This is a genomic window from Clostridium sp. E02 (genome assembly GCF_003833015.1).
Taxonomy (GTDB): Bacteria; Bacillota; Clostridia; order Lachnospirales; family Lachnospiraceae; genus Lacrimispora.
The window spans coordinates 1-25,352 of sequence record NZ_RJLQ01000028.1 but is presented as its reverse complement, the minus strand read 5'-3'; the positions used below and the strand labels follow the sequence as shown (position 1 = coordinate 25,352).

Below are 25,352 nucleotides of genomic sequence, written 5' to 3'. Positions count from 1 at the left end.
TGATTTATCAAGTATTTTTTCTACAACAACAGTATTTTTATAAAAAGGTACGATGTTAAAATTTCAACAAAACATTTGTTTTTATTAAAATAAGTATCGCAAGTCCCAAGCAATTCATAAGAATCCCTCGTTTTTGTAGCAAAACCTTAAAATTATATAAATTTTTTCACATAGTAATTGCCTTTTTGCTATAATATATAGTATAGTTAAGTTGAAGAATTGTGTAAATATTCATTACGATTTTTAGAAGAACAGGAAGTGATCCTATGAAGATAGAACGTATTAATGAAAATCAGATTCGTTGTACGCTTACCAGTTTTGATCTAAGCGTCCGAAACTTAAATCTGGGCGAGCTTGCCTACGGCAGTGAAAAAGCACGTAACCTGTTCCGCGAGATGATTCAAAAAGCCTCTAACGAAGTGGGATTCGAAGCCGAAGATATACCTCTTATGGTAGAAGCGATTCCGTTATCTAACGAAAGTGTGATGTTAGTCATCACCAAAATTGAAGACCCTGAGGAACTAGATACTAGATTTGCAAAATTTTCACCAACAACGGATGAAGATTTAGATTCCATGCCGGAAGATCTGGCAAGTGAGATATTAGAAGGTGCCGATGGACTTTTAAATTTGTTGGGAATTGATAAAAAAGAAGAAACAGACGTCGAAGAAGAAACAGAAGAAGAAACAGAAGAAGAAACAGATGCTGTAAAAGAAGAGAGCGAAAAAACAACGAAAAAACGAAAACAAAATCCCAGTGCTTCTGCAATACGAATCTATCGTTTTCAAAGCCTGGATCAGATATCAGATGCAGCAAAGACCATCGGACAGGTTTATGATGGTGAAAATACTTTATACAAAAAACCCAATTCCAGACAATATTATCTGGTTATCAAAAACACACCTGACAAGTCTCTGGACTTTAGCAGAATCTGCAATCTGCTTGCCGAATACGGGTCAAAGATTCATCAGGATTACGCGTCTGAAGCGTACTACAGGGAACATTACGAGATTTTGATTGAGGGGCACGCTCTTCAGTCCCTTTCAAAGCTTTAATCCGTTCCTTTTTTCTATTACTTCATCACAAACAAATGAGGTCCGACCCTAAAAGGGCCGAACCTTATTTTAGAATTCAATCCATTCTTTTTGAAAATAAATGGAGATCAGATCCAATGTGGCATCTGATTCCCGACACGGAATCAAAATCCAGTCATGAATCATCCCCGCACCTTTTTTGTAAATCAATTCCGTTCCAGTCAGACCTTCTGCCTTTTCTGCTAGTAGTTCGCAGTCCGGCGTCATACTGTCCTCTGTCCCAGAGAAAATCAAAATACTCCCCAAATCATTGAAGTCTCCATAGAACGGAGAGACGAGAGGGTCTTCTACATCAATCGACCCACGGTACCGGTTTCCCACTTCCCGTAATGCTTCCACAGGAAGAACGAAGTCTGTTTTTTTTGCAATTTTTATCTTTGGGTTTTTAAGGCTTAAATCAAGCCATGGGGAGACAACTGCAGTTTTAACCGGAAGGGGAAGCTCTTTTTGTCTCCTCAGTTCCTGTAAAAATGACAACGCCAGTCCTCCTCCCGAAAAATCGCCGAACAAAAACATTTCATCTGTAGGATAATCGAAAATCAACTTCCAGTAAACTTGGTTTAAGTACTGGTGTACGGTAGATGCCGTATACTCAGGAGACAGTGGACAGAGGACAATGGTTACCCGAAATCCTCCATTTTGTGCAAAGTATTCTGCGATCTGTCGATAACGGGCAGAAGGCTCTAGCGTATACGCACCTCCTGGGATCATAAGGATATGTTTATTTTGCGCATAACTTCCGTTTATAGTGACACAGCGAAATCCATCCTGATCCCAATCCTTTACCCGAACCTTTTTTGTAAAAGTCTCCTGTAAAAGGTCCTTCCCCCCCCTTTTGGGATGCTCCAATAAATGAGCCATTTTACGGTCTGTTTTTCTAATTTTAGCAACATATTTTGCCATATCTGCCTTCAGACTCATGGCGATCTACTCTCCTTCCTTATAAAATACCATTAAGAAGTTTTACAAGCTTTATTTAATTTCTTCCATTCATAGAGAACAAACTGAATCACAATCAATGCTGATGTGATATCAGCAACTGGTCCTGCATAAAGTATTCCCTCAAGGCCAAAATGCAAGGGAAGAATTAAAATCATAGGAATCAACAGCACAAGCTGGCGAAGCATGGATAAAATAGAGGCCTTTAAAGGTTGTCCGGTAGACTGGAAGTAACTGGTAGAAACCACTTGGAAACCAGCCGTAAAAATACCTAGCATAAATATTTTTAAGCATCGTACCGCAAATTGAGTGAAAAGTACATCCTCAGTTCCAAAAAGACTGATAATCGGTTCCGGAAACAACTGACATAATAACCAGCCTAAACATGCTATGGTGGTAGCTATCGCAGATGCAATCAGCCACGTTTTCCTCACTCTCTTCGGTTGATTTGCCCCCTTGTTAAATCCAAGAATGGGTTGGGACCCTATTCCAATACCGACACAGACAGACACTAAAATCATACCGATTTTGTTTACAATCCCCATGGCACTTAATGCTGCATCCCCACCAATATTGGTCTGATTCCCATAATGCACCAAGGAATTATTCATTACAATCTGTAAAATGGTTGAAGCAGCCTGTGTAATTCCGCTAGAAATCCCAAGAGGCAGTGCCAGCTTGCAGATATTTAAGTCAATGCGGAGACTCTCTTTGTTCAACCGCATACTTTTTCCTTTTTTCATGAAATAATATACCAAAACGACTGCGGATAAAATCTGAGAGGTTATAGTCGCAATGGCGGCACCCGTAACTCCCCATTTAAATACGAAAATATAGATAGGATCTAATACCGTATTTAGGCAGGCACCGATCAACATAGTATACATGGATATCGAAGGATTTCCGTCTGTTCTTGCCATGTTGCTAAGTACTACACCAAGCATGTTAAATGGAGTTCCTAGCAATAGGATAGAAGTGTACTGCGATGCGTACCCCATGGTATTAGAGGTTGCTCCAAATAACTTCAGCATGGGTTTCATAAATATAAATCCAAGAAACATCAATATAAAGCTTGCTATAAGCGTTAATATAAAGACAGTACCAAGTGTTTTCTGTGCCTCTTCTTCCTTTTCTTCTCCCAGCTTAATCGCGGCAAAAGCACTGCCTCCAGCTCCTAATAGAGTAGAAACTGCTAAAATTATAGTTACAATTGGAAACGCAATGGTAGTTGCTGCATTTCCTAAATATCCAACTCCTTGTCCAATAAAAATCTGATCCACTATATTATAGATCGAAGTTACCAGCATTGATACGATTGCCGGAAGGGCAAACTGCATGAGTAAATGCCCGATTGGTTTATAGCCCAAGGGATTTCTTCCCTGTTTTCTTATGTCTTGTTCCATAGAATGTGTTAATCCTTTCGCTTTACGTTGTATTGATAAGCGTTATTTGCCATCCGAACTAGTAACTGCATTGCTTGCTGGCGTTCTTCGCTTTCAAATCCTTCTAGTATAATTTCTGACCATTCATCCACACATTCCCTCGTGATCTCCACAACGGGTTTTGCCTTATCCGTTGCATAAATTCTTCTCACCCGTTTGTCCACTTTCCCCATTTCAGTCCTGACATACCCTTCCTCTTCCAGCTTTTTAACTGCCCTTGCGGCAGTTGCCTTGTCAAAGTGTCCAAAGGAGGCAAGATCTTGAATTTTCATCCCAGGGTTATCATAAATTCGCAGCAAAAAAAATTGTTGTCCAAAGCCTATTTGATAAGAAGATAATTGATTTACATAATACATATTATTTAGTCTTTGGAGAATCGAGATATACTTCCCGATTTCTCTATATTCCCCCACAGCTCTACCTCCCTTTCTAATGTTTTATAGAATGGTGTTACCTAGCATATCATAAAATAGTTGCATGCGCAACTATTTTATTCTTTTCTCTCTGACCAAGCTTTTTCTTCCCTTTCGCCTGCCCAATCAAGAATTTTTGTATAAAAAAATGGCAGCGATTTCATAAAAACCGCTGCCGTTACTTTATTTTGCCATAAACTTTCGATAGAACGCATCCACGAGAGCACTGATCGCATTATCCCCGGATACATTACATGCCGTGCCAAAACTATCCTGGGCAATGTACATGGCCTGTAATAAGCTTGCGATATCACCCACCGCCGGAATTCCAACAATAGGGAAAAACGGTGTTGCTGTAAATATAGAGCCGCCCGGTGCTCCTGGAGAAGCCACTAGTGCAACCCCAAGAACACTGATGAATGGAAATAGAGTCAAAAACTCATGAGGCATTCCATAAATCAGCAATGTGGCAGTTACACAGCAGGTGATCGTAATCATAGAACCTGCCATATGAATGTTCGCACAAAGAGGAATGGCAAAATTTCGAATCTCTTCGGAAATTCCATTGTTTTTTGCACAATTTATGTTAACTGGTATGGTTGCCGCCGATGACTGTGTCCCGATCGCTGTTAAATAACCTGGAATCTGATTTTTCATCATAACAAACGGATTCCGTTTTGTTACCAGCCCTGCAATGGTAAAAGCCACAAGTAAATAGAGCATGTGGAGAAGGAGAACAATAAGAAAAACCTTCCAAAGCACAGACATAATGGCAAAGGTTGTTCCCTGATATGTCATTTTAGCAAACGTTCCGCAGATATACAGCGGCAGCAGAGGAATGATCACCCTCGCTAGTATTTTGGTAATAATGACAGAAAACTCATTCATCCCGTTGTAAAGGGCATGTCCAATTTCTTTTCCTTTCATCGAACTGATGGAAACGCCCAGAACAAACGCCAGCACAACGGCTGAAGTAGTCTCAAGAAGTGGAGGAATCGCCAGAGAGAAGTATCCGCCAATCTCACGTTCTCCGGCAGAAGCCACCTTTTGAATTACCTCTTGATTCACAAAGGTTGGAAACAATGTACTGGCAGCCACATAAGCCGCACTTCCTGCAAGAAGTGTAGACGCATAAGATATCCCTGCTGTCAGTAACAATAACTTTCCCGCCCCCTGAGACAAATCTGCAATCCCCATGGTAACGAAAGCAACCACCATAAGGGGTATGATAAACATAAGGAATTGTTTAAAAAAATCCGATGCTGTAATTAAAATTGATGTGACCCAGGATGGGCAGTACAATCCCACTATAATTCCCAGAATGATTGCAAGAATCAGTTTTGGAACCAGCCCAAGTTTCTTTCTCTTTTTTTCCATTTCATATTTCCTCCCCAAGTGTTAATATAATTAACACTATGGTACCATATTCCCCATAAAAATGCAGTATTTTTCTAACATTAAAAAGTCCGAACCACCAGTGTCCGGACTTTTTAATCGTTTTCTTTCTTTATTAATCCTGTTCTGCCTTTTTAATCTGTATTAGAAGGGAGGCAAAATCTCCATTTAATAGGTTTCTGTCTATGGGAATCCCCGCATACATCAGCTCACTTCCATAATAGGTTCCCGTATTCTCTTCTATGGTCACCCGATAAAACAGAGTTTCGTTTAATCCCTTCAGCTTCAGTCTCAAACTCCCAGCATTCGCGGAATTTAAGATCTGATAATAAGCAACAATTGCTTCCTCTTTGTCCGGAGATACCACCATCCAAGAGGTATCATTTCCTTCAAATGGACTTTTTAAACGATGGAATATACCCTGGTGCAAAAGGCTTCGATTCTCTTTAAACCATGCAATCTGCTTCTTCACCAATTTCATTTCTTCCTCACTTAATTGGTTTAAATCAAGTTCATATCCAAATGCGCCGAATACAGCCGTATTGCCTCTGGTCTTAAGAGGGGTGATACGATGTACCTGATGGTTGGGAACCGCAGAGATATGGGCACCCATACTGGATATGGGATAAACCAAACTGGTTCCATACTGGATCTTTAACCGGTCCAATGCATCTGTATTGTCACTGCACCAGCCTTGAGGAGCGTAATACAACAGACCAGGATCAAACCTTGCGCCTCCACTGGCACAGGATTCAAACAAGATCTTTGGAAACTCTTTCAATAACCGGCTATATAAATCATAGACTCCTAATATATATTTATGCATTACCATTCCCTGTCTGTCTGGGGAGGTTCCTTTGGAATAGCATTCGGTTAGGTAACGGTTCATATCCCACTTAATATAAGAGATCTTTGCATTACCAATTATTTCTTTTAACATGCAATAAACGGAATCCACGACTTCTTTTCTAGAAAAATCCAGTACATGCTGCTGTCGGCTTGGTGTCTCATACCGATGGGGTACGGATAGAATCCAATCGGGATGCGCCTCATACAAACGGCTGTTTTTATTCACCATCTCCGGTTCGATCCATAGTCCAAATTTTAATCCCATGGCTTCGATTTTCTCAGACAATCCACCAATCCCATTTGGAAGTTTATCTCGATTTACAAACCAGTCTCCCAAGCTTCTATCATCATTGTTACGCTCTCCAAACCAGCCATCATCCAATACAAACAGTTCCACCCCTGCATCTTTTGCCTTTCTGGCAATGGTTAGTATCTTTTCTTCATTAAAATCCATATAGGTGGCTTCCCAGTTATTTAAAAGAACGGGCCTTTCCCTATCCCTCCAATACCCTCTGGCAAGGCGGGTTTTATAGAGGCGGTGATAGATCTGACTCATCCCAGTCAATCCATCTTCGGTGTATACCATTACCACTTCCGGTGTCTGAAATGATTCCCCGCTTTTTAATGGCCATTCAAACGTGTCCGGATGAATCCCAAGCAATACCCGAGTGGTATCATGGGAACAAACCTCCGCCTGAGCCAGAAAACTTCCACTGTAAACCAAACTAAACCCATACACTCTTCCATGTTCTTCTGTGGTGTCAAACGATGCAAGAGCCAAAAATGGATTATGTTCTGCACTGCTGATCCCTCTCATACTATAAATGGATTGAATTCCTTGTTCTAGCGGTCTTTTTTTGATCATCCGCTCTCTAGACCAGGCTCCAGAAAGATGAATCATATTATAATCCTTATCTGGCAGATCAATGGATGCGCTCATCCCATTGGTAAGAACAATCTCTTCCGTCCCATGATGCTCAAACCGAACACTTCTTGTAAGAACCGGTGCCTCTTCCATTATCGTATAAAGAAGAAACAGATCTGTATCTAGAACTTCATCGTGAAGCTTAATTTCAAGTGTAGACGCTTCCGAATCCGCTTCCACATATGTCGCCGGTAAAGGCTCAAGCGATGGTTTTCCTTTGGCAATGCGATGAGATACATAAGTATAATTAGTGATCCGGCTTCCATTCTCCTGCTTAATCTCATAAGCTCCATACCGGTAATCTCCTGTTCCATATAAAGGATATTCCTGTCTGGTATATTGAAGACACAGAGGCGCAGGAGTAGAGCAGCTTAATGCCGCATGAGGCCTTACCCCTGTCTCATATAAATAGGAATAAGAATCCCGGTCTGCAATCCGTTTTCCATAATACAGGTTTCCCATTTGTCCATTTGCCATTATCTGCATGATATAGCTGACGGACTCATTATACAGATGAAATTCTTTTGATTGTTGATGATAAATGATTGGCATGTTGAATCTCCTTTTATAATTTTCCTCCGGATGTAGCAATTCCTTCCATAAAGTGTCTCTGGAAAATCAGATAGATGATAACCATAGGGACACAAGCTAATAACGAAGCCGCCATTAACTCTGGATAGTTTACTACAAACTGTCCCTGAAGCTTTGCAAGTGCCGCCGAAAGGGGCATGGTGCTTTGCTCTGTATTGACAACCAGGGGCCACATTAAATCTTTAAAAGCAAACAAAGCAGTAAAGATTCCAAGTGCAACCATAGAGGATTTTGTAAGTGGGGCCATGATGTATAAAAATGTCTGACCAATATTGCAGCCATCCAGTCTTGCCGCATCTTCTAAAGAGGACGGAAGAGCCAGATATGCCTGCCGAAGCAGAAACGTTCCAAAAGCTGTAACCAGCCCAGGAAATAATAATCCAAAGGATGTGTTTAAAAATCCCAGCTTGCTCACCATTAAATATTGAGGTATGATAAAAATCTGGACCGGAACCATCATCTGGAACAAAACCAGAGAAAATGCCAGATTCTTACCTCTAAAATGCAACCGCCCAAACGCATACCCGGCCATAGTTGCTGTAAGAACTGCACAAATTACCCGTTCAAAAATCAAGACGATTGTGTTGAAATAGAGTTTAAGAAAATTCATCTTACTCATAACTTCAGCAAAGGCATCTAACCTCCATACGGATGGAAATATAATAAACGGATTCATCTGGGTTGCCTCTGATGTACTCTTAAACGAGGTTAGAATCATCCAGAAAAACGGTACCAGCATAAGGACGGATCCGAGGATTAAGCATACATATATCAGAGAATATTTTTCTTTTCTATTCTTTTTTTCGTTCCCTCTCATTCTCCCTCTCCTTTAACTATAATTAACCCAGCGCTTCTGACAAACCAGCTGAATGACTGTAATCAATAAAATTACCAAAAGCAGCAGCATAACAATTGCAGATCCGTATCCTTTGTTCCCCTCTACAAATGAGTACTTATAAAAAAGATACACTAAGGACTGAGTTTTCGCAAGTGCCGGATTGCTTTTATCCATCATCATATAGATGCTGTCAAATATTTGCATTGCACCGATGATTCTTGTGACTGTAACAAAGAACATCGTTGGTGAAATAAGAGGCAGGGTTATATGGAAAAAGCGCTTCACTCCTCCAGCACCATCAATCTGCGCTGCTTCATAATAATCTCTGGGGATTTCTTGAAGTCCTGCTAAAAACAACACCATATTATAGCCAATAACAGACCAGATTCCCACCGCAGCCACCGAAATATAGGCAATATTCGGGTTGGATATCCAGTTTATAGGTGCCGCCCCCAGTCTGGATAGAATGTGGTTAAATAGTCCGAATTCCGAATTATAAAGCCATCTCCACACCATGGCAACGGCTGCAGGAGCTGCTACCATAGGGAGAAAGTATATCGTTCTCCATATGGATTTTCCTTTGATGTTCTCATTTAAAAAAACCGCCAATACCAGTGCGATGGCGATAGAAAAAGGAACTTCAATCAACGCATATTTACACGTGTTTATGAGAGACTGCCACACAGCTGGATCCCCGAACAATTTTCGATAATTATCCAATCCAATAAATACATTCCCTTTTCCAAAAGCTCCTGTCTTAAAAAAACTTTGGTATACGGTCTGAAAAATAGGAATGATATTTAACAGAACCAGACCTGTAATCGTCGGCAATAAAAAAAGCCATCCCCAGAGAAATTCACTTTTCGACCACTGATTGTTCCTTTTCTCCGTATTCATTAAGTCCCTCCATATTCCTTAAAAAGGGAGGCCAGATTAAGTGCCTCCCAACCTTTTATTCTTCTTGAAGCATGGCATTCATCTCCTGATCAATCTCCTGGCAAACTTCTTTTACTGGTTTGGTTCCATTCCACGCATCAATCAGCTTTTCGTGTATCATGTTGGTCCAGGCTACGGTAGACTTTGAATAGGGACGAATCACCAAATCATCCATCATATCCAGATAAGCCTGTAAATTAAAATCTGGGTATGCTTTAATCCAGTTTTCCGTGGTTCCTTCATATGCAGAGATTACAATTCCAAGATCAGACTGCTTTTTTTGTACCTCTTTTGATCCCATATATTCGATTAATTTCCATGCTTCTTCTGGCATGTCTGTATTTGCAGAGGCCGCCCAGCCAAGTCCATTATAGATGGAAGCTCTTCTTCCTGACTTTGCATCCTTTGGAAGTACGGCAAGATCACAATTGGCTTTTACATAATCATTGTTACAAAGTTCAGATAGAGTCCAAGATCCCTGTGTAATCATCCCAACCTTACCTGCCTCAAAAAGTGCTTCTTCCGAGTTTTCTGCAACCACTTCATACGGCGGTGCGTATCCTTCTTTCATTAGATCTGTCAAAAATGTCAATCCTTTTATGGTTCCTTCCTGACTAAATCCAGAGGACTTTTTGTCCTCACTAATCACATATCCCCCCATATCATAGACAATGTTGCACCAGCCTGCCTGATCATTGGTCGGTTTCTGAGCGAAACCATACTGGCTTCCATCGGGCTTTGTGAGTTTCTTGGCTGCTTCTGCAAAATCATCCCAAGTCCAGTCTTTGTCTGGATAGGAAATTCCGGCTTCATCAAACATCGTCTTGTTATACCAAAGAGCAATGGTATCAATGTCCTTTGGCACGGCATACTGTTTGGTCCCCTGCCAGTTGTAAATATTCACAATATCTTTTGGGAATTTATCCATGTCAAGCTTATCGCTTGCCTTAATCCGGTCCGTTAAATCCATTAACATCTCATATTCTGAATATCTGGCAATCTCGTTGGAATGCATCCAAAATACATCTGGAAGTGACCCCCCTGTTGCTCCCGCTTCCAGCATGGTCCAGTATTGCTCCCAAGGTGTTACCTCAATCTGAGTCTGAATCCCCGTTTCTTTCGTAAAATCTTCCATAATCTTAGTAAGACCCGGTTCCTGGTTCTTATCCCAGATCGCAACCGTAAGCGTTTTTGATGATCCTCCATTCACTTCTGACTGTTCCTGACTTTGACTGGTTTCTAGGTTTGCTGTTGTTGAATCTGCGCCCGCCTGTTTGCCCTGGCACCCCATAACTGCAATTGAAACGACTGCTGCTATGACTGCGGTTAATCCCCATTTACGCTTCATAATTTCCTCCCCTTTCATGAGACACGTTTCATAAACAACTTTTTTTTCATTTTAATTTTTGTATCTTTTGTTGTTTTTCGTACCAATTATATAACTTTTTTTATGTAATTTACATAGTTTAATGTGATTCTTATATAGACTTTTGTTGTATTTATTGCCAATAAAGCAAGATACCCATACTTGGATCATTTTGAAAAATATAATTTGCAAGGTATGATCATTTCCTGTATAATAGAATGAAATAAGCTTCCAGAAGAAACGATCCGATTCTCGTTCATTCGGCAAATAGAAGGGGGCATTTTTTTGAGCGAAAAACAGACAACCTATAAAAATGTAGCCGGGTTCCGTTGCTTGAGAAATATCCGGCGCCAAACCAATGATTTATATTTGGTTCACTGTGGCATTCAGCAGTGCCCCCCAGGATATACCTACAACCATAAAATCCCCAATGAATATCATCTCCATTTTGTATTATCAGGCAAGGGCGTATTAAAGACTGGAGGGAATCAGTATCAACTAAAGACGGATGATATCTTTCTGATCCCAAAAGATAAACCAGTAGAATATTATGCAGATGAGAAAGACCCATGGGAATATATGTGGATTACCTTTGATGGTGCCATGGCAGAAACGTATCTACGCTATGCCGAATTTTCTGATTTTACCTGTACCGGTCATTCACAGATACCAAACCGATGTTATCTTCCTATGATTCAAAAAATACTAGATACCAATCAGTTGACTTATGCCAACGAAATAAAACGAGTGGGATATTTATATGAGATCCTATCGACATTAATAGATGTGCAAAGCAGCATGAAAGACAGTAGAAAAAAACAATATGATTACTCCATTGATACCTATGTGGATTATGCCCTTCAATATATTAAGTTAAATTATCAGAGTATAAAGGTACAAGACATCGCAGATTACATCGGAATCAACCGATCTTACTTAACATCCATTTTTAAAAAGAAGCTACAGGTTTCCCCACAGGAATACCTATTAAAATACAGGTTAAGCCTTGCAGCCGAAACTCTAGCTTCTTCTATGCGATCCATCCAGGACATTGCAGCCAGTATCGGATATGACAATCCACTGACATTTTCAAAAATTTTCAAACAGGAATATGGGGTGAGTCCCAGACACTACAGAGAAGATAACAAATAGAAAAAACAGGAGGCAGATCCCTAAGACCTCCTCCTGTAACATATTCTATCTGTCTGCTAAGACTTCATTAATCTGGGAAACCAGAACCTCGCAATCAATTCCATGAACCTGACAAGCTTCCTCTAATGACTCTCCCTGGGACGCTGGGCAGCCAAGACAATGCATACCTGCACGCATTAACATCGGCGGAATGTTTTCATCCATCTCAAGCAGTGCACCAATTAACATCTCTTTATCAATCTGCATCTTGTATTCCTCCTTAAAAAATGTACATACTGTCTTTATAATATAATACTTTTCTTTTCAAATGGCAAGGGTTAAATCCAGATTTCCAAAAGCGCTTAAAAGAAAAATTTCTCAATAAGTACTATTGACATTGTATACAGTATTCATATATAATGTATTCATACAAAGATTGTAGGAATTATAATCTTTGATGGCATTTATTTATAATTACAACTAATATAGAACAATTTTATGGAGGTACAAGCGCATGAGACCAGAATGGAACGCATTTCACAGTGGCACTTGGGTAAAGGAAGTTAATGTTAGAGATTTTATACAGAAAAACTACAATCCATACGACGGAGATGAGAGTTTCCTTGTCGGCCCAACCAAGGAAACAGAAGAATTATGGAAACAGGTAATGGAATTAGGTAAGAAAGAACGTGAAGCAGGCGGAGTTCTGGATATGGATACCAAGATCATCTCTACCATCACCTCCCATGGTCCTGGATACTTAACCAAAGAGAAAGAGAAGATTGTAGGTTTCCAGACCGATAAACCATTTAAACGTTCTTTACAGCCTTATGGCGGAATCCGAATGGCAGAAAAATCCTGTGCGGATAACGGATATACTCTTGATTCTGAAGTAAAAGAATTTTTCTCCATACACAGAAAAACACATAATGCAGGTGTTTTTGATGCTTATACTCCAGAAATGCGTGACTGCCGTTCCAATCATATTATAACCGGTCTTCCAGATGCTTATGGACGTGGTAGAATCATTGGGGATTACCGTCGTGTCGCTTTATACGGAATCGACCGTCTGATTGAGGATAAGCAAGAGCAAAAGACAACCACCCGTACCACTATGTACTCAGACATCATTCGAGAAAGAGAAGAACTGTCCGAACAGATTCGTGCATTAAAAGAGTTAAAGAAATTAGGAGACATCTACGGATTTGATCTTTCCAAACCAGCTGCTGATGTAAAAGAAGCCATACAGTGGACTTATCTTTCCTATCTGGCAGCAGTGAAGGAACAAAATGGTGCTGCTATGTCTTTAGGACGGACTTCTACATTTATCGATATCTATGCACAGAGAGATTTAGAGAATGGAACCTATACCGAAGAAGAGGTTCAGGAATTTGTGGATCACTTCGTTATGAAGCTTCGTTTGGTTAAATTTGCACGTACTCCAGAATACAACGAGCTTTTCTCTGGAGATCCTACTTGGGTAACGGAATCCATCGGTGGTGTCGGAATCGACGGACGTCATCTGGTAACGAAGATGTCCTACCGTTATCTGCATACACTTAAAAACTTAGGAACTGCACCAGAACCAAACTTAACCGTACTCTGGTCGAAAAACCTGCCGGAAAACTTCAAGCGTTTCTGTGCAAAGACCTCCATTGAGTCTTCCTCTGTTCAATATGAGAACGATGATCTAATGCGGGTTACTCACGGAGATGATTATGCCATCGCCTGCTGCGTGTCTTCCATGCGTGTGGGAAAAGAGATGCAATTTTTCGGAGCTCGTGCCAACTTAGCAAAATGCCTCTTATATGCCATCAACGGTGGTGTGGATGAGGTTACCAAGCAGCAGGTTGGACCTAAGTACCGTCCCCTCACTTCTGAGTATTTAAACTATGATGAAGTTATGGATGCCTATAAGGATATGATGGAATGGCTTGCTAATGTCTATGTAAATGCTTTAAACATCATTCATTACATGCATGATAAATACAGTTATGAGCGCATACAGATGGCTCTTCATGATAAAAAAGTAACCCGTTGGTTTGCAACCGGTATCGCTGGACTTTCTGTTGTGGCTGATTCTTTATCTGCCATCAAATATGCGAAGGTCAAAGCAATCCGTGATGAAGATGGTGTTGTCGTTGATTATGAGATAGAGGGAGATTTCCCCAAATACGGAAACAACGATGACCGGGTGGATGAGATTGCGAACAATTTGGTTCATACTTTCATGAACTACGTGAAGGCAAACCACACCTACCGTGGAGGAATTCCTACCACTTCTATCTTGACAATTACATCTAATGTCGTATATGGTAAGAACACAGGAGCTACTCCTGATGGAAGGAAAAAGGGAGAGGCTTTTGCACCAGGTGCGAATCCAATGCACCGCAGAGATACAAACGGAGCTGTCTCTTCTCTGGCATCCGTTGCCAAACTTCCATTTAAGGATGCACAGGATGGAATTTCGAATACCTTCTCCATCGTTCCTGGAGCTCTTGGAAAAGAAGATCAGATCTTTGCCGGTGATTTAGAGGTAGACTTAGAAACAGCTCTTAGGGATGACCAGAAGTAAGGAGTGAGTGCTATGACAGATCCCAATGAAAAACAAATCAATGATATCGTCTCGATGCTTGACTCTTTTATGTCGGATAACGGCGGACACATGAACATTCAGGTGTCCGATGACGGTACCATTAATGCCCAACAGACTATGGAAAAAAAAGTAACGGTAACAAGTTCCTCAGACTGTGCAGATGGCAACGTCGCCTGCCGCGTTCCTACCCTTTTTAAGGGTATGGATCGGGATGAAGAGGAACTGTAACTGAAAGAAGCTTTCGAACGCTTTATACCAATAAGGAGGAAATAACAATGGCAAATATCAGTACAGCTCAAATTAACAATTTAGTGAATTTATTGGATGGCTATGTAGAAGAAGGCGGCCATCACTTAAACGTAAACGTATTCACCCGTGACACATTATTAGATGCACAAAATCATCCGGAGAATTATCCACAGCTTACGATTCGGGTATCCGGTTATGCCGTGAATTTTATTAAACTATCCAAGGAACAGCAGGACGAAGTAATCTCCCGTACGTTCCACAGCAATATATAATAACAAAAAAGAAGGCGATTTTCATGACAGGACGTATCCATTCCATTGAAAGTTTTGGCACCGTAGATGGCCCAGGTGTCCGTATGGTAGTGTTTTTCCAGGGCTGTCCCATGCGTTGCCAGTATTGCCATAACCCAGATACCTGGGAGACGGCTGGCGGCATGGAGATGACCGTTGATGAAATCTTAAATAAATATGAGTCGTCCCGGAATTTTTACCGGGGCGGCGGGATTACTGCTACAGGGGGAGAACCACTGCTACAGCTCTCATTTTTAACGGAACTATTTGAAGCTGCCAGAAAAAAAGGAATTCATACCTGTCTTGATACCTCAGGCGTGACCTTTCGCCGAAACAATCCGGAATACCGAAAACAAATTGACCGGCTTCTTGTGTCAACCAGTCTTGTGATGCTTGATATCAAACAAATTGATGCCTTAAAGCACAAGCCGCTTACCGGTCATACCAATACAGATATTCTTGATTTTGCCAAATATCTAAGCGAACAGGAAATTCCTGTGTGGATCCGTCACGTAGTGGTTCCTCACATTACAGATGATGAGAAAGATCTATACCGTCTGGGACGGTTTATCGGTAGTTTGAGCAATGTAAAAGCGTTAGACGTATTGCCCTATCATGATATGGGAACGGTCAAATACGAAAGTCTTGGTCTCGATTATCCGCTAAAAGGCGTACCTCCCATGTCAAAAGAAGATGCGATTGCTGCGAAAAAAATAATATTAAGAGGGATCTTAGATGTTCGTGCCGAGGCACAATCTGAAATTGCTCCTAAAATTAAACATTAAATGCACCATTTTCTACTTGAATAATTTTTATTAATAGTATAGAATATAGGAAAATGTATAGAATATAAGGAGGTAATTTATCATGGCACGTGTTATAAGTGACGCTTGTGTGTCTTGTGGTTCATGCGAAGGCGAATGCCCAGTTAGCGCAATCAGCCAGGGTGATTCTCAATATGTTATTGACGCTGATACCTGCATCGATTGTGCAGCATGTGAAGGCGTATGCCCAACAGGAGCAATTTCAGAAGCATAATTCTTTTCATACATAAATGCCTCTTCCGCAAGGAAGGGGCATTTTGTGATATTCTTTTCTATATAATGAGTTATATAGAAAAGAGAAAGGACTCCTTCGATGTGAGAAAACCACTAATTGGTTTAACACCATCTCACGATACGGATAATGACGATATCAAAATGCGTCCCACTTACTTACGAGCCTTAAAAGCAGCCGGAGCCTTACCCGTTGTGATGCCCTTAGATGCCTCTGAGGAGGATTTGGAACAGCTTGCCAAGGAACTAGATGGGTTTCTCTTTACTGGAGGGCCTGACGTTCACCCCTTTGCCTTTGGAGAAGAAACCCACCCTGATTGCGGCAATGTATCAGCATCTAGAGATCAGATGGAGATGGCACTGCTTCCTCATGTGATGAAACAGAACAAACCCATACTAGGGATCTGCCGGGGGATCCAGGTTTTAAATATCGCTCTAGGTGGAACGATCTGGCAGGATATCCCTTCTATGACGGATCAGATTGTTCCCATCGCTCATGCCCAGCCATTTTCCTATCATCTTCCCTGTCATACTGTTTCTCTAGAAGATGAAAGTCAATTAAAGGAAATTGTGAAAATGCGTACACTGAGAGTCAACAGCATGCACCATCAAGCCGTAAGAAACTTAGCTCCTGGTCTCATTGCTTCGGCGTATTCTTTGGATCATTTGATTGAAGCATTGGAGATGCCCGGTTACCCTTTTTTCCTTGGGGTTCAATGGCATCCGGAATATCTTTGGGAAAAGAATGAAGAGGCATTCCGATTGTTTCAGAAATTTGTGAAAGCTTGCTGAGAATTGACTGAGAGATAAAAATCCGCAGTTTACACTTTCAGTGGCAGCTGCGGATCTTACCCTGAGCATTCTGTGCTCATTTATCTGAAAGTAGTGTGATTTTATAGCTTTTTTCCATTTCGTCCGAATTTCTTTTTACGATTAAAGAATGGAATCTTTGAAGCCGCTGCTTCTGCTCGTCCTCTATTATCTTTTTGATAGGTTCGCATAAGCTCGTCCAACTGTTTGTAGCGTTCTTCTTCTTTTTCCTCCTTTAAGTTCATCAAATACTGCATTTCCTTGATGACCTTTTCGTTCACCAGACCGCTGACATCTTGGCTTAATTGTTCATTATTTAACTCTAGAGCTCGTCCAATGATATGGTTCATGATCTCCTGGAACTGATCCATCTTGTCTTGAGCTATGGGAACTTGCTCCGTATTATGTACTTCCAGGCTTGTCTCACTTTCAGCTGCAGATCGCGCTCCGTCTTTTAACTCTTGCGTTACCTCATCTTCTAACAATTCATCAGGTTCCACTGGATTACTACCGTCCCCAATGACTTTATCCAGCGCTGTCTTAATGGCTTTTAACTGATATCCCTTTTCTTTTAATTCTTTGATCTGTCTGAATAAACGGATGTGTGCTTCGGTGTAATACCGGTGTCCCATTTCGTTCCTGGGAATATTTAATTCCAACTCGTCTTCCCAGTATCTAAGGACATGGGATTCTACATCGACTTTCTTCGATGCATCCGATATTAAGTAATGTATCTCAGCCATAGCTATATCCTCTCCTTTGGTTCGTTTAGTTTTCATACCCTTACTATTTATATCTTATGCGAAACTCATACAAATTATGAATGAGTTTTGGATTTTTTTTAAGGGATTTACAATTATTTTGAGGGGAACTTCCTATCAAAGGAGATTTGGCTTAAGATTAAAAACAAGTCTAATGGGCACACTGTAATAGGATTTCATTTTTAAGCGATAAATTCATTTCATATACGCAAGGATAAAATTCCCCAGAAAGTTAAAGTCTTGTATCTTTCCTTTCTCGTCAAAAGAAAACCAAATATCAAGTTTCAAGAAAGATATCAGTAAACGAGAAAACATGGATTATGACAGAGAGGCAGACACCTAAGAGAATCTTATCTGACATTTTACTTACATAGGAAGGTGGCACTCTATCACTTTATTTTAGTGATTTTGCGACACTCCCTTCCTATTATTTTCTTTTTATAATTTTATATAAATTATAAATCACTTGCACAATTAACGTTAATATAACAAAAATTAAAAGTATATTACTAGTATTACTATAATACATAATACTAAAATAAATAGCAAAAATCAAAAATACAATACAAAATATTATTCGTAAAATATTATTCATACATAAAATAGTCCTTTCAAGGATTTAATATATTAACAAAGTATCACAATTAAAATAAAATTGCAATATTTATTTAGATATGATATACTAATACTTTGATGTTAGTACATTGCAGGATGGTCAATTAAGTGAAAATGAAATTGGTTCACAAAAATACAGTGGAATCGCATCTGCATTAACACCACTTCTTGAATGGTCAGAAATACCTAAAAATTCAGTTTATGATGCAGTATTGAGAGGTGTAATGAATGCAGGAGCAAGCAGAGCTGTTGCAACAAATATTGTAGAAGCAATAAAATTAGCATGGGAATGGTTGGTATTTTAACTATGAAAAATATAGAAGATATTGAAAATCAAATACGTTTGATTCGGGAGGCATTAGGAGAGATAACAGAATATTTGGGTTCTACATTGCGCAATCCTATTTCTGTAAGTCAACGTTGTATTGATTTTGGGTTTTCTTTTGACGAGAAAGCAAAGATGCAAGCTGCATTTTGTCTTCTTTCTGATAGGCTTGAAGAGGAAAATAAAAAATTATCAATTGAAGATTGCAGAAAAATTATTGAAGAAACTCATCCATCACAATTAGGAAGACCATATTCTGATGATTTGATTGTGGGATTTGTAAAAGGATATGCTAGAATGATTCCTGACTTAGAATTACTTTCTAAAGATTTATAAATTTTAAAAAAGGCTATGTAACAATAAAGATATTTTTATTGTTACATAGCCTTTTTTTAGATTATACTGGGCACGGGGTAAAAACCCCATGTTTTTAAGTCAATTAATTCTATCGATTGACTACCCTCGGAGAGCGTGAATGGTAATCTCTGAAAAAGATGGAATCTTAGCACCGGAACCAAACAAAAAACAGTCTTACCGCCCTAAAGTACAGTACCAGTCTGCCCAAGTAAGATCAAGAACAAAATGAGTGCAAGCACTCTTCTTCCTGAAGCGCTCTTCCCATCATTATGCAGCCAATATATGGCTGCATAATGATGGGGGGCATTCGCCCCATAGAAAAAGAGGTGCCTTGGTACAGAAAAGCAAATGGATTTGCTTTTCTGTACCAAGGCACCTCTTTTTCTATCCTGCTCATTGCTTTGCCATGTTTGCGAACTTGGTGTATTCTGGTCTCCAAACCAGATTCACGGTTCCAATGGGACCGTTTCTTTGTTTGGCTATAATGAGTTCTGCAATATTAGGCATATCGGTATCTTTGTTATAATAATCGTCACGGTATAGGAACATAACAACATCGGCATCCTGCTCAATGGCCCCGGATTCTCGAAGATCTGAGAGCATAGGACGATGATCTTGACGAGTCTCGCAAGCACGGCTTAACTGTGACAGAGCGATGACAGGAGCGCTTAACTCTCTGGCTAATGCCTTTAAGGAACGAGAGATCTCAGAGATCTCCTGCTGTCTGTTTTCTCCACCTTTTCCGCTTCCGCTCATCAACTGTAGGTAATCAATGATTACGACACTCAGACCAAATTCCAGCTTCATCTTACGGCATTTGGAACGCAATTCCATCAGCGAGATGCCTGGTGTGTCGTCTATAATCAGTTTGGAATTTCCGATGATCCCAATTCCTTCTACTACGGCATCCCAATCCGTGTCGGATAAGGTTCCAGTTCTAAGCTTTTGGGAATCCACATTAGATTCCATCGCAAGCATACGATTAACCAGCTGCTCTTTTGACATCTCAAGGCTGAATACCATAGCGGGAAGGCCTTTTTTCACTGCTATATGATCCACCAGATTCAGTACAAATGCCGTCTTTCCCATGGATGGTCGGGCGGCGATTAAGATAAAATCAGATGGTTGGAGTCCGGATGTCTTATAATCCAAATCAATAAACCCAGTAGGAAGTCCCGTTACTGTTCCCTGGTTTTTCGATGCTTCTTCAATTTTTTCCAACACATTCATCGCAACCTGACGAATCGGGACAAAATTTCCCGAATTCCGGTTCTGCAATAGGTCGAATATGGTTTTTTCCGTGGACGCAAGTATCGTCTCAAGAGGTTCTTTCCCAGCATAGCAGGTATTGGCAATGTCTTCATTGGCCTTAATCAGGCGTCGCAATACCGCTTTATCCCTCACAATTTGGGCATAAGATTTTACATTGGCAGAGGTTGGAACCGTTGTGATAATATCTCTTACAAATTCCAAACTCGAAACCTCAGGAGGAACATCTTTTTCCTTCAGACGGTTTTGTAACGTCACCAAATCCACTGGAAGATTCTCATTAAAAAGCTCCACCATGGCTTCAAACATGATGCCATACTGGTGCTGGTAAAAATCTCCTGCCGTAACGATTTCAGATGCAGCGATGATGGCATCCCGGTCCATCAGCATGGAACCGATGACGGACTGCTCTGCCTCAATACTGTGAGGGAGTACCCGTTTGATCAGGGCATCATCCATATCTGTGCCTCCTAGCTTTCTGTTACCTTAACTGTTAATTTAGCGGTTACTTCTTTATGAAGTTTAATGGACACTTCGTGAGAACCAAACGTCTTAAGCGGCTCTGGAAGAACCAGTTTCTTTTTATCAATCTCATATCCGAGCTGGCTTTTTATAGCCCCTGAAATTTCTTTACTGGATACGGAACCAAATGCCCTTCCGCCCTCTCCTGCTTTGATTGAAAGAGTAATAGACCCCTTCGAAATCTTATCTGCCAGTTCTTTGGCATCAGCAAGATGTTCGGCTGCGATTTTGGATTCATTGGCCTTTTGTAGTCTTAAATCATTTAAATTCTTGGATGTTGCTTCCATTCCTAGATTTTTGGGAAGAATAAAGTTTCTTGCATAACCATCGTTTACTTTCACGACCTGTCCCTTTTTTCCCAGTGCTTTTACGTCTTCTAATAATATAACTTCCATTATGATACGTCTCCCTTCTCTATCATGTCTTTGATCACCGCTTTTAAACGGATTTTGGCTTCTTCTATGTTGGCATCGGCTATCTGCGCCCCTGCAATGGTGCGATGACCTCCGCCACCTAATTTCTCCATCATGACCTGAACATTCACTTCGTCAATGGAACGGGCACTTAAATATACAGTTCCATTGTATTCTGTTAATACAATCGAGGCTTTCATTCCTGCGATGTCCAAAAGTTCATTCGCAGCCTGAGCCCCCACTACAGTAGGACTTTCCACTCCTTCGGCTGGGCATACACTAATGGCAAAACACTCCTCAAATATTTCTGCTTCCCTGACCGCTTCTGCCTTCGCTTTGTAATCACTAATTTTTTCACGGAACAGTTTTCTCACACGGACCACGTCTGCTCCATTCCTTCTTAAAAATGCGGCAGCTTCAAAGGTTCTAACCCCCGTTTGATTGGTGAAATTCTGTGTGTCGATTACAATTCCAGCATACAAAGCATCTGCTTCTGCAGATTTAATCTTAATTCCATCAGCAATATACTGAAGAACTTCTGCAACCATCTCACAAGCAGAAGACGCATACGGTTCCACATAAGACAAAACTGCATGTTCAATAATCTCGCTGCTCTGTCTGTGATGATCAAGTACCACAATCGTCTTAACTAGTTTAAGAAGTTCCGGTGCATCGGTAATGCTTGGCCGATTCACATCAACAACAACCAGAATTGTATTGGCATCTACAAGCTCTGCCGCTTTTGAACCTGTTAAAAACAGATCTTCCGGGTAATCCTGATTGTCTACAAAACGATCCATCATCGGACGCACAGACGACGTTACTTCATTGATTACAATGTGCGCTTTCTTATCCAGTGCCGTGGCAATTCGGTAAATGCCCACTGCCGCACCAAAGGAATCAATATCGGTCAGGCGGTGTCCCATAATCAGAAGACGATCTTTGGTATCCATCAGTTCTCTTAAGGCATGTGCCTTGACTCTCGCCTTAACCCGGGTGGTTTTTTCCACCTGTTGGGCTTTTCCACCAAAGTATTGAATCCTTTGTCCATCTTTAACGACAGCTTGGTCTCCGCCTCTTCCCAGTGCCATATCTATGGCAATTCTGGCAAACTCGTAATTCCGGTTATAACTCTCTCCATTCATACCCAGACCAATGCTTAAAGTCACCGCCATCTCATTGCCAATATTGACTGTTTTTACTTCTTCCAGAATAGAGAACCGATTCTCTTTCAGTTCTTCGATGTATAACTGCTTGATGGCAAAAAAGTACTTATCTTTCTCCAGCTTTTTCACAATTCCGTTCATATTAGCAATGTACTTTGTGATCTTTCGGTCGATTAAGGCCGTCAACAGGGAGCGGCGTACTTCCTCTACGCTCTCGAGTGCTTCCTCATAGTTATCCAAATAGATGAGTCCTGCTACCATCTTCTGATCGTCCACCATCTGCTTATAGGTGAGAATCTCAGTTTCATCTACCAGATAGATTGCAACAAACGTCTCTCCTACAAAATCCGCACCAATGGTTTCCGCCATCCGTGTGGAGGTTTCCTTCATCTGTAACTTTCTAAGACGAATTTGGTATTTTTTGTCATCGCGTGTCGTATGCAAAACAGATGCTTCTTCCTGAAGCTTCAGTGCCTCTTTGGTAAGTTCCGGAAATATCCCCATGATGTTTTTTTTCGATGCTTTCAGAGCTTTTTCTTCTCCAAGTACCTCGAGAAATGCCCCATTTCCCCAGAGAAGTCTCCCGCTATCGTCCACAATTCCATATGGAAGTTCCAGTTCTTTTAGGAATTTCATCTGCATCGTTGTATATTGGGCAGAGAATTCCACCATACCGCTTAACAGCCGTTTCCTTTTGTAAACATAAAGCCAGACTGCCACGCCTATATACATAAGTGTGAATAAGGCCATAATAATTCCAGCTTTTGCACTGACTGCGCCGATTGCCACATTGGCAACTAGCATGAATGCACTAAAATAAATCGGCCACTGCATATAAGTGCTCAATTGTCCCTTTACATTGAACTTCTCTTTCATATATTTCTCCTTATGGAAAAAAGGGTTCTTTTTTCACTATCTTCTTATTATAACATAGGATATAGGGTTCGTCCATTAAAATGCTTTCAATACAACCCAATATTTCCGTTTCATTTCCATAAAAATTACAATAAATAATGCAGTAAAACCGGCTGATCCGACTTTACTGCATGATAAAAGTAATTATTTAATTGCATCTTCTCCCCGTTCTCCAGTACGGATTCTGACTGCATCTTGAATATTAGAAATAAAAATCTTACCATCCCCGTATTCTCCGGTATACGCTTTCTTGATGATTGCAGAAATGGCAGGCTCTGCCTGATGATCTTCTACAAACAGTTCTATTTTTATTTTGGTGAGAAAATTATAATCCACTTCTGCACCACGGACAAACTCCGTCCAGCCCTTCTGGTTTCCGCATCCCATAACCTGCATAATACTTAATCCATTTAACTTCAGCTCTTCCATAATTTCCTTGATATCTTCCAGCTTCTCAGGCCGTATAAATGCTTCTATTTTTTTCACGTTTAAATCTCCCTTTCCTTAATCCATGCCATTAAATGCAGGATAAGCTGTTTCCCCATGCTCTGAAGTATCAAGACCTGTCATTTCAGCTCTGCCTGAAACCTTAATTTCTTTCGTTATCACCGATGCAATTCCTACCGCAATCAGAGTCCCTGCCACTGCAATTAGTATGGTGATTGCAATGGCTGAAATTTGACTAAAAAACAACTGAACTTCACCGTAAATCAACCCATTGTGTGGCAAATCTGGATTAATTTTTTGATTGGCAAAAATTCCAGTTGCGATTCCCCCCCAGATTCCTCCGATTCCGTGACAACCGAATACATCGAGAGCGTCATCATACTGAAATCTCTGTTTAACGGTGCTGATAAAGAAATAGCAGATGGGACTTACAAGCGCTCCGATTATAATGGAGGCCCAGATCGGAACGTACCCTGCTCCTGGTGTAATTGCAACCAACCCAATTACAAGCCCTGTAGAAGTTCCCACCAAGGTAGACTTCCCATTTGTTATCACTTCAATCAGAATCCATGAAAGCATAGCCGAAGCTGCCGCTGTATTGGTTGTCATAAATGCATGCGCAGCAAGCTCATTGGCTCCAAGCGCACTTCCTCCATTAAAACCAAACCACCCGAACCATAAAAGTGCAGCACCCAGAAAAACAAAGGGTACATTGTGGGGATGATAGGGGGCCTTACCTAAATTCTTACGTTTTCCAAGCAAAATACAAAGGACAAGTGCACTCACACCAGAACTGATATGTACAACATCACCTCCTGCAAAATCCACAGATCCGATTTTAAACAGCAATCCTCCGCCCCACACCATATGAGCCAGCGGATAGTAAACGATAAGTGACCACAATACCATAAAAATAACCAACGAAGAAAACTTCATTCGCTCTGCAACCGCGCCGGTTATTAACGCCGGAGCGATGACGGCAAACATCATCTGAAAGATAGCAAATATAAGTGTATTGGGGTAGGGAAACGTTGCATCCGTCAAGGTATCGAAATTCAGTCCAAACCAGTTAAGATTTCCTATCACACCACCGATGTCTCCGCTAAAGGATAGAGAAAATCCAACTAATACCCACATGATCGAACCAATCCCCATCATGATAGCTGAGGACATCATCATATTTACAACACTTTTCCTTTTTACCATGCCCCCATAAAAGAATGCCAATCCCGGGGTCATAAGCAAAACAAGAGCGGAGCTTATCAGCATCCAAGAAATATCTCCGTGATCCATAAAAAACACCTCTTCCTCTTAAGTGGCATGCGCATCCTGCCCGGATGGCTTTTGATCTCATAGGACATCGTCTCCTTGAGAAAAAAAATTAAGCCATAACCGCGTGCGTCACTGCACCCAGTTATGGCTTCTTTGCCTTAAAGTTAACTTTATAAATTACAATAGCTAGACTAATACATGATCCTCATTTTGTCAAGTTATTTATTATGCTCCATTAAGGTTTTATGATTCATTTATGATAATGTCCTAGTGTATCACAAATGATTATGTCCCAATTAGTAGTTCATATATTATAATAGAACCTCATGACTTAGAAATGAGGTGGACACAATCAGAAAGGTATTACTAAC

25 protein-coding genes are annotated in these 25,352 nt (G+C 40.7%); 10 read left to right on the top strand and 15 right to left on the bottom strand.

Translation table 11 applies throughout. The features are described 5' to 3' along the window. Window positions 1-266: 266 nt before the first annotated feature. Window positions 267-1,055 (top strand): adaptor protein MecA, encoded by a 789-nt coding sequence (locus tag EFT72_RS17350; RefSeq protein WP_124068176.1) that lies wholly within the window; start codon window positions 267-269, stop codon window positions 1,053-1,055. Between the two features lie 69 nt (window positions 1,056-1,124). Here the strand turns inward: EFT72_RS17350 and EFT72_RS17345 are convergent, their stop codons facing one another. From EFT72_RS17345 to EFT72_RS17310, 8 genes are all read right to left on the bottom strand, one after another. Continuing rightward, the gene (locus EFT72_RS17345; RefSeq protein ID WP_124068175.1) at window positions 1,125-2,015 is read right to left on the bottom strand and encodes an alpha/beta hydrolase; all 891 of its coding nucleotides are present in this window, start codon (window positions 2,013-2,015) and stop codon (window positions 1,125-1,127) included. Window positions 2,016-2,047: 32 nt separating this feature from the next. Further along, window positions 2,048-3,436 (bottom strand): MATE family efflux transporter, encoded by a 1,389-nt coding sequence (locus EFT72_RS17340; RefSeq protein WP_124068174.1) that lies wholly within the window; start codon window positions 3,434-3,436, stop codon window positions 2,048-2,050. Between the two features lie 8 nt (window positions 3,437-3,444). Next, window positions 3,445-3,888 (bottom strand): MarR family transcriptional regulator, encoded by a 444-nt coding sequence (locus EFT72_RS17335; protein WP_243110053.1) that lies wholly within the window; start codon window positions 3,886-3,888, stop codon window positions 3,445-3,447. Window positions 3,889-4,071: 183 nt separating this feature from the next. Continuing rightward, complete coding sequence (locus EFT72_RS17330) at window positions 4,072-5,265, bottom strand: dicarboxylate/amino acid:cation symporter (RefSeq protein WP_124068173.1); 1,194 nt, start codon at window positions 5,263-5,265, stop codon at window positions 4,072-4,074. A gap of 133 nt (window positions 5,266-5,398) precedes the next feature. Next, window positions 5,399-7,609 (bottom strand): alpha-galactosidase, encoded by a 2,211-nt coding sequence (locus tag EFT72_RS17325; RefSeq protein ID WP_124068172.1) that lies wholly within the window; start codon window positions 7,607-7,609, stop codon window positions 5,399-5,401. A gap of 13 nt (window positions 7,610-7,622) precedes the next feature. Continuing rightward, the gene (locus tag EFT72_RS17320) at window positions 7,623-8,465 is read right to left on the bottom strand and encodes a carbohydrate ABC transporter permease (RefSeq protein WP_124068171.1); all 843 of its coding nucleotides are present in this window, start codon (window positions 8,463-8,465) and stop codon (window positions 7,623-7,625) included. 12 nt (window positions 8,466-8,477) lie between these two features. After that, window positions 8,478-9,383 (bottom strand): sugar ABC transporter permease, encoded by a 906-nt coding sequence (locus tag EFT72_RS17315; RefSeq protein WP_124068170.1) that lies wholly within the window; start codon window positions 9,381-9,383, stop codon window positions 8,478-8,480. A gap of 55 nt (window positions 9,384-9,438) precedes the next feature. Then, on the bottom strand, window positions 9,439-10,770 hold the full coding sequence (locus EFT72_RS17310; protein WP_124068169.1) for a sugar ABC transporter substrate-binding protein: 1,332 nt from the start codon (window positions 10,768-10,770) through the stop codon (window positions 9,439-9,441). Window positions 10,771-11,073: 303 nt separating this feature from the next. Between EFT72_RS17310 and EFT72_RS17305 the strand changes: the two genes are divergently transcribed. After that, complete coding sequence (locus EFT72_RS17305) at window positions 11,074-11,940, top strand: AraC family transcriptional regulator (RefSeq protein WP_124068168.1); 867 nt, start codon at window positions 11,074-11,076, stop codon at window positions 11,938-11,940. Between the two features lie 45 nt (window positions 11,941-11,985). Here EFT72_RS17305 and EFT72_RS17300 read toward each other — a convergent pair whose 3' ends face one another. Continuing rightward, a complete protein-coding gene (locus tag EFT72_RS17300; protein WP_124068167.1) occupies window positions 11,986-12,186 on the bottom strand; it encodes a DUF1858 domain-containing protein in 201 nt (66 codons plus the stop codon). A 247-nt stretch (window positions 12,187-12,433) separates the two neighbouring features. Between EFT72_RS17300 and pflB the strand changes: the two genes are divergently transcribed. The 6 genes from pflB (at window position 12,434) to EFT72_RS17270 (ending at window position 16,901) form a co-directional block, all read left to right on the top strand. Continuing rightward, window positions 12,434-14,494 (top strand): formate C-acetyltransferase, encoded by a 2,061-nt coding sequence (gene pflB, locus EFT72_RS17295; RefSeq protein ID WP_124068166.1) that lies wholly within the window; start codon window positions 12,434-12,436, stop codon window positions 14,492-14,494. A 12-nt stretch (window positions 14,495-14,506) separates the two neighbouring features. Next, on the top strand, window positions 14,507-14,743 hold the full coding sequence (locus EFT72_RS17290) for a hypothetical protein (protein WP_124068165.1): 237 nt from the start codon (window positions 14,507-14,509) through the stop codon (window positions 14,741-14,743). Between the two features lie 47 nt (window positions 14,744-14,790). After that, complete coding sequence (gene grcA3 / locus EFT72_RS17285; RefSeq protein WP_124068164.1) at window positions 14,791-15,036, top strand: autonomous glycyl radical cofactor GrcA3; 246 nt, start codon at window positions 14,791-14,793, stop codon at window positions 15,034-15,036. A 23-nt stretch (window positions 15,037-15,059) separates the two neighbouring features. Beyond that, a complete protein-coding gene (gene pflA, locus EFT72_RS17280) occupies window positions 15,060-15,839 on the top strand; it encodes a pyruvate formate-lyase-activating protein (protein WP_124068163.1) in 780 nt (259 codons plus the stop codon). 82 nt (window positions 15,840-15,921) lie between these two features. Further along, window positions 15,922-16,092: a 4Fe-4S binding protein gene (locus tag EFT72_RS17275; RefSeq protein WP_124068162.1), complete on the top strand. Its 171-nt coding sequence runs from the start codon at window positions 15,922-15,924 to the stop codon at window positions 16,090-16,092. Between the two features lie 101 nt (window positions 16,093-16,193). Next, entirely contained in the window at window positions 16,194-16,901 is a 708-nt protein-coding gene (locus tag EFT72_RS17270) for a gamma-glutamyl-gamma-aminobutyrate hydrolase family protein (RefSeq protein ID WP_124068161.1), read from the top strand. A 101-nt stretch (window positions 16,902-17,002) separates the two neighbouring features. Here EFT72_RS17270 and EFT72_RS17265 read toward each other — a convergent pair whose 3' ends face one another. Further along, on the bottom strand, window positions 17,003-17,662 hold the full coding sequence (locus EFT72_RS17265) for a helix-turn-helix domain-containing protein (RefSeq protein WP_124068160.1): 660 nt from the start codon (window positions 17,660-17,662) through the stop codon (window positions 17,003-17,005). A 722-nt stretch (window positions 17,663-18,384) separates the two neighbouring features. Between EFT72_RS17265 and EFT72_RS17260 the strand changes: the two genes are divergently transcribed. After that, a complete protein-coding gene (locus EFT72_RS17260) occupies window positions 18,385-18,600 on the top strand; it encodes a hypothetical protein (RefSeq protein ID WP_124068159.1) in 216 nt (71 codons plus the stop codon). Continuing rightward, window positions 18,579-18,956: a hypothetical protein gene (locus tag EFT72_RS17255; protein WP_164473207.1), complete on the top strand. Its 378-nt coding sequence runs from the start codon at window positions 18,579-18,581 to the stop codon at window positions 18,954-18,956. The genes EFT72_RS17260 and EFT72_RS17255 overlap by 22 nt, the downstream gene beginning before the upstream one ends. A gap of 414 nt (window positions 18,957-19,370) precedes the next feature. Here EFT72_RS17255 and dnaB read toward each other — a convergent pair whose 3' ends face one another. From dnaB to EFT72_RS17230, 5 genes are all read right to left on the bottom strand, one after another. Next, a complete protein-coding gene (gene dnaB, locus EFT72_RS17250; RefSeq protein ID WP_124068157.1) occupies window positions 19,371-20,705 on the bottom strand; it encodes a replicative DNA helicase in 1,335 nt (444 codons plus the stop codon). A gap of 11 nt (window positions 20,706-20,716) precedes the next feature. Further along, entirely contained in the window at window positions 20,717-21,163 is a 447-nt protein-coding gene (gene rplI / locus EFT72_RS17245) for a 50S ribosomal protein L9 (protein WP_124068156.1), read from the bottom strand. Then, window positions 21,163-23,223, bottom strand: coding sequence for a DHH family phosphoesterase (locus EFT72_RS17240; protein WP_124068155.1), 2,061 nt, complete (start codon window positions 23,221-23,223; stop codon window positions 21,163-21,165). The genes rplI and EFT72_RS17240 overlap by 1 nt, the downstream gene beginning before the upstream one ends. A 183-nt stretch (window positions 23,224-23,406) precedes the next feature. After that, window positions 23,407-23,748: a P-II family nitrogen regulator gene (locus tag EFT72_RS17235; RefSeq protein WP_124068154.1), complete on the bottom strand. Its 342-nt coding sequence runs from the start codon at window positions 23,746-23,748 to the stop codon at window positions 23,407-23,409. 18 nt (window positions 23,749-23,766) lie between these two features. Next, window positions 23,767-25,002, bottom strand: a complete 1,236-nt coding sequence (locus EFT72_RS17230) for an ammonium transporter (RefSeq protein ID WP_124068153.1) — start codon at window positions 25,000-25,002, stop codon at window positions 23,767-23,769. Window positions 25,003-25,352 lie beyond the last annotated feature (350 nt).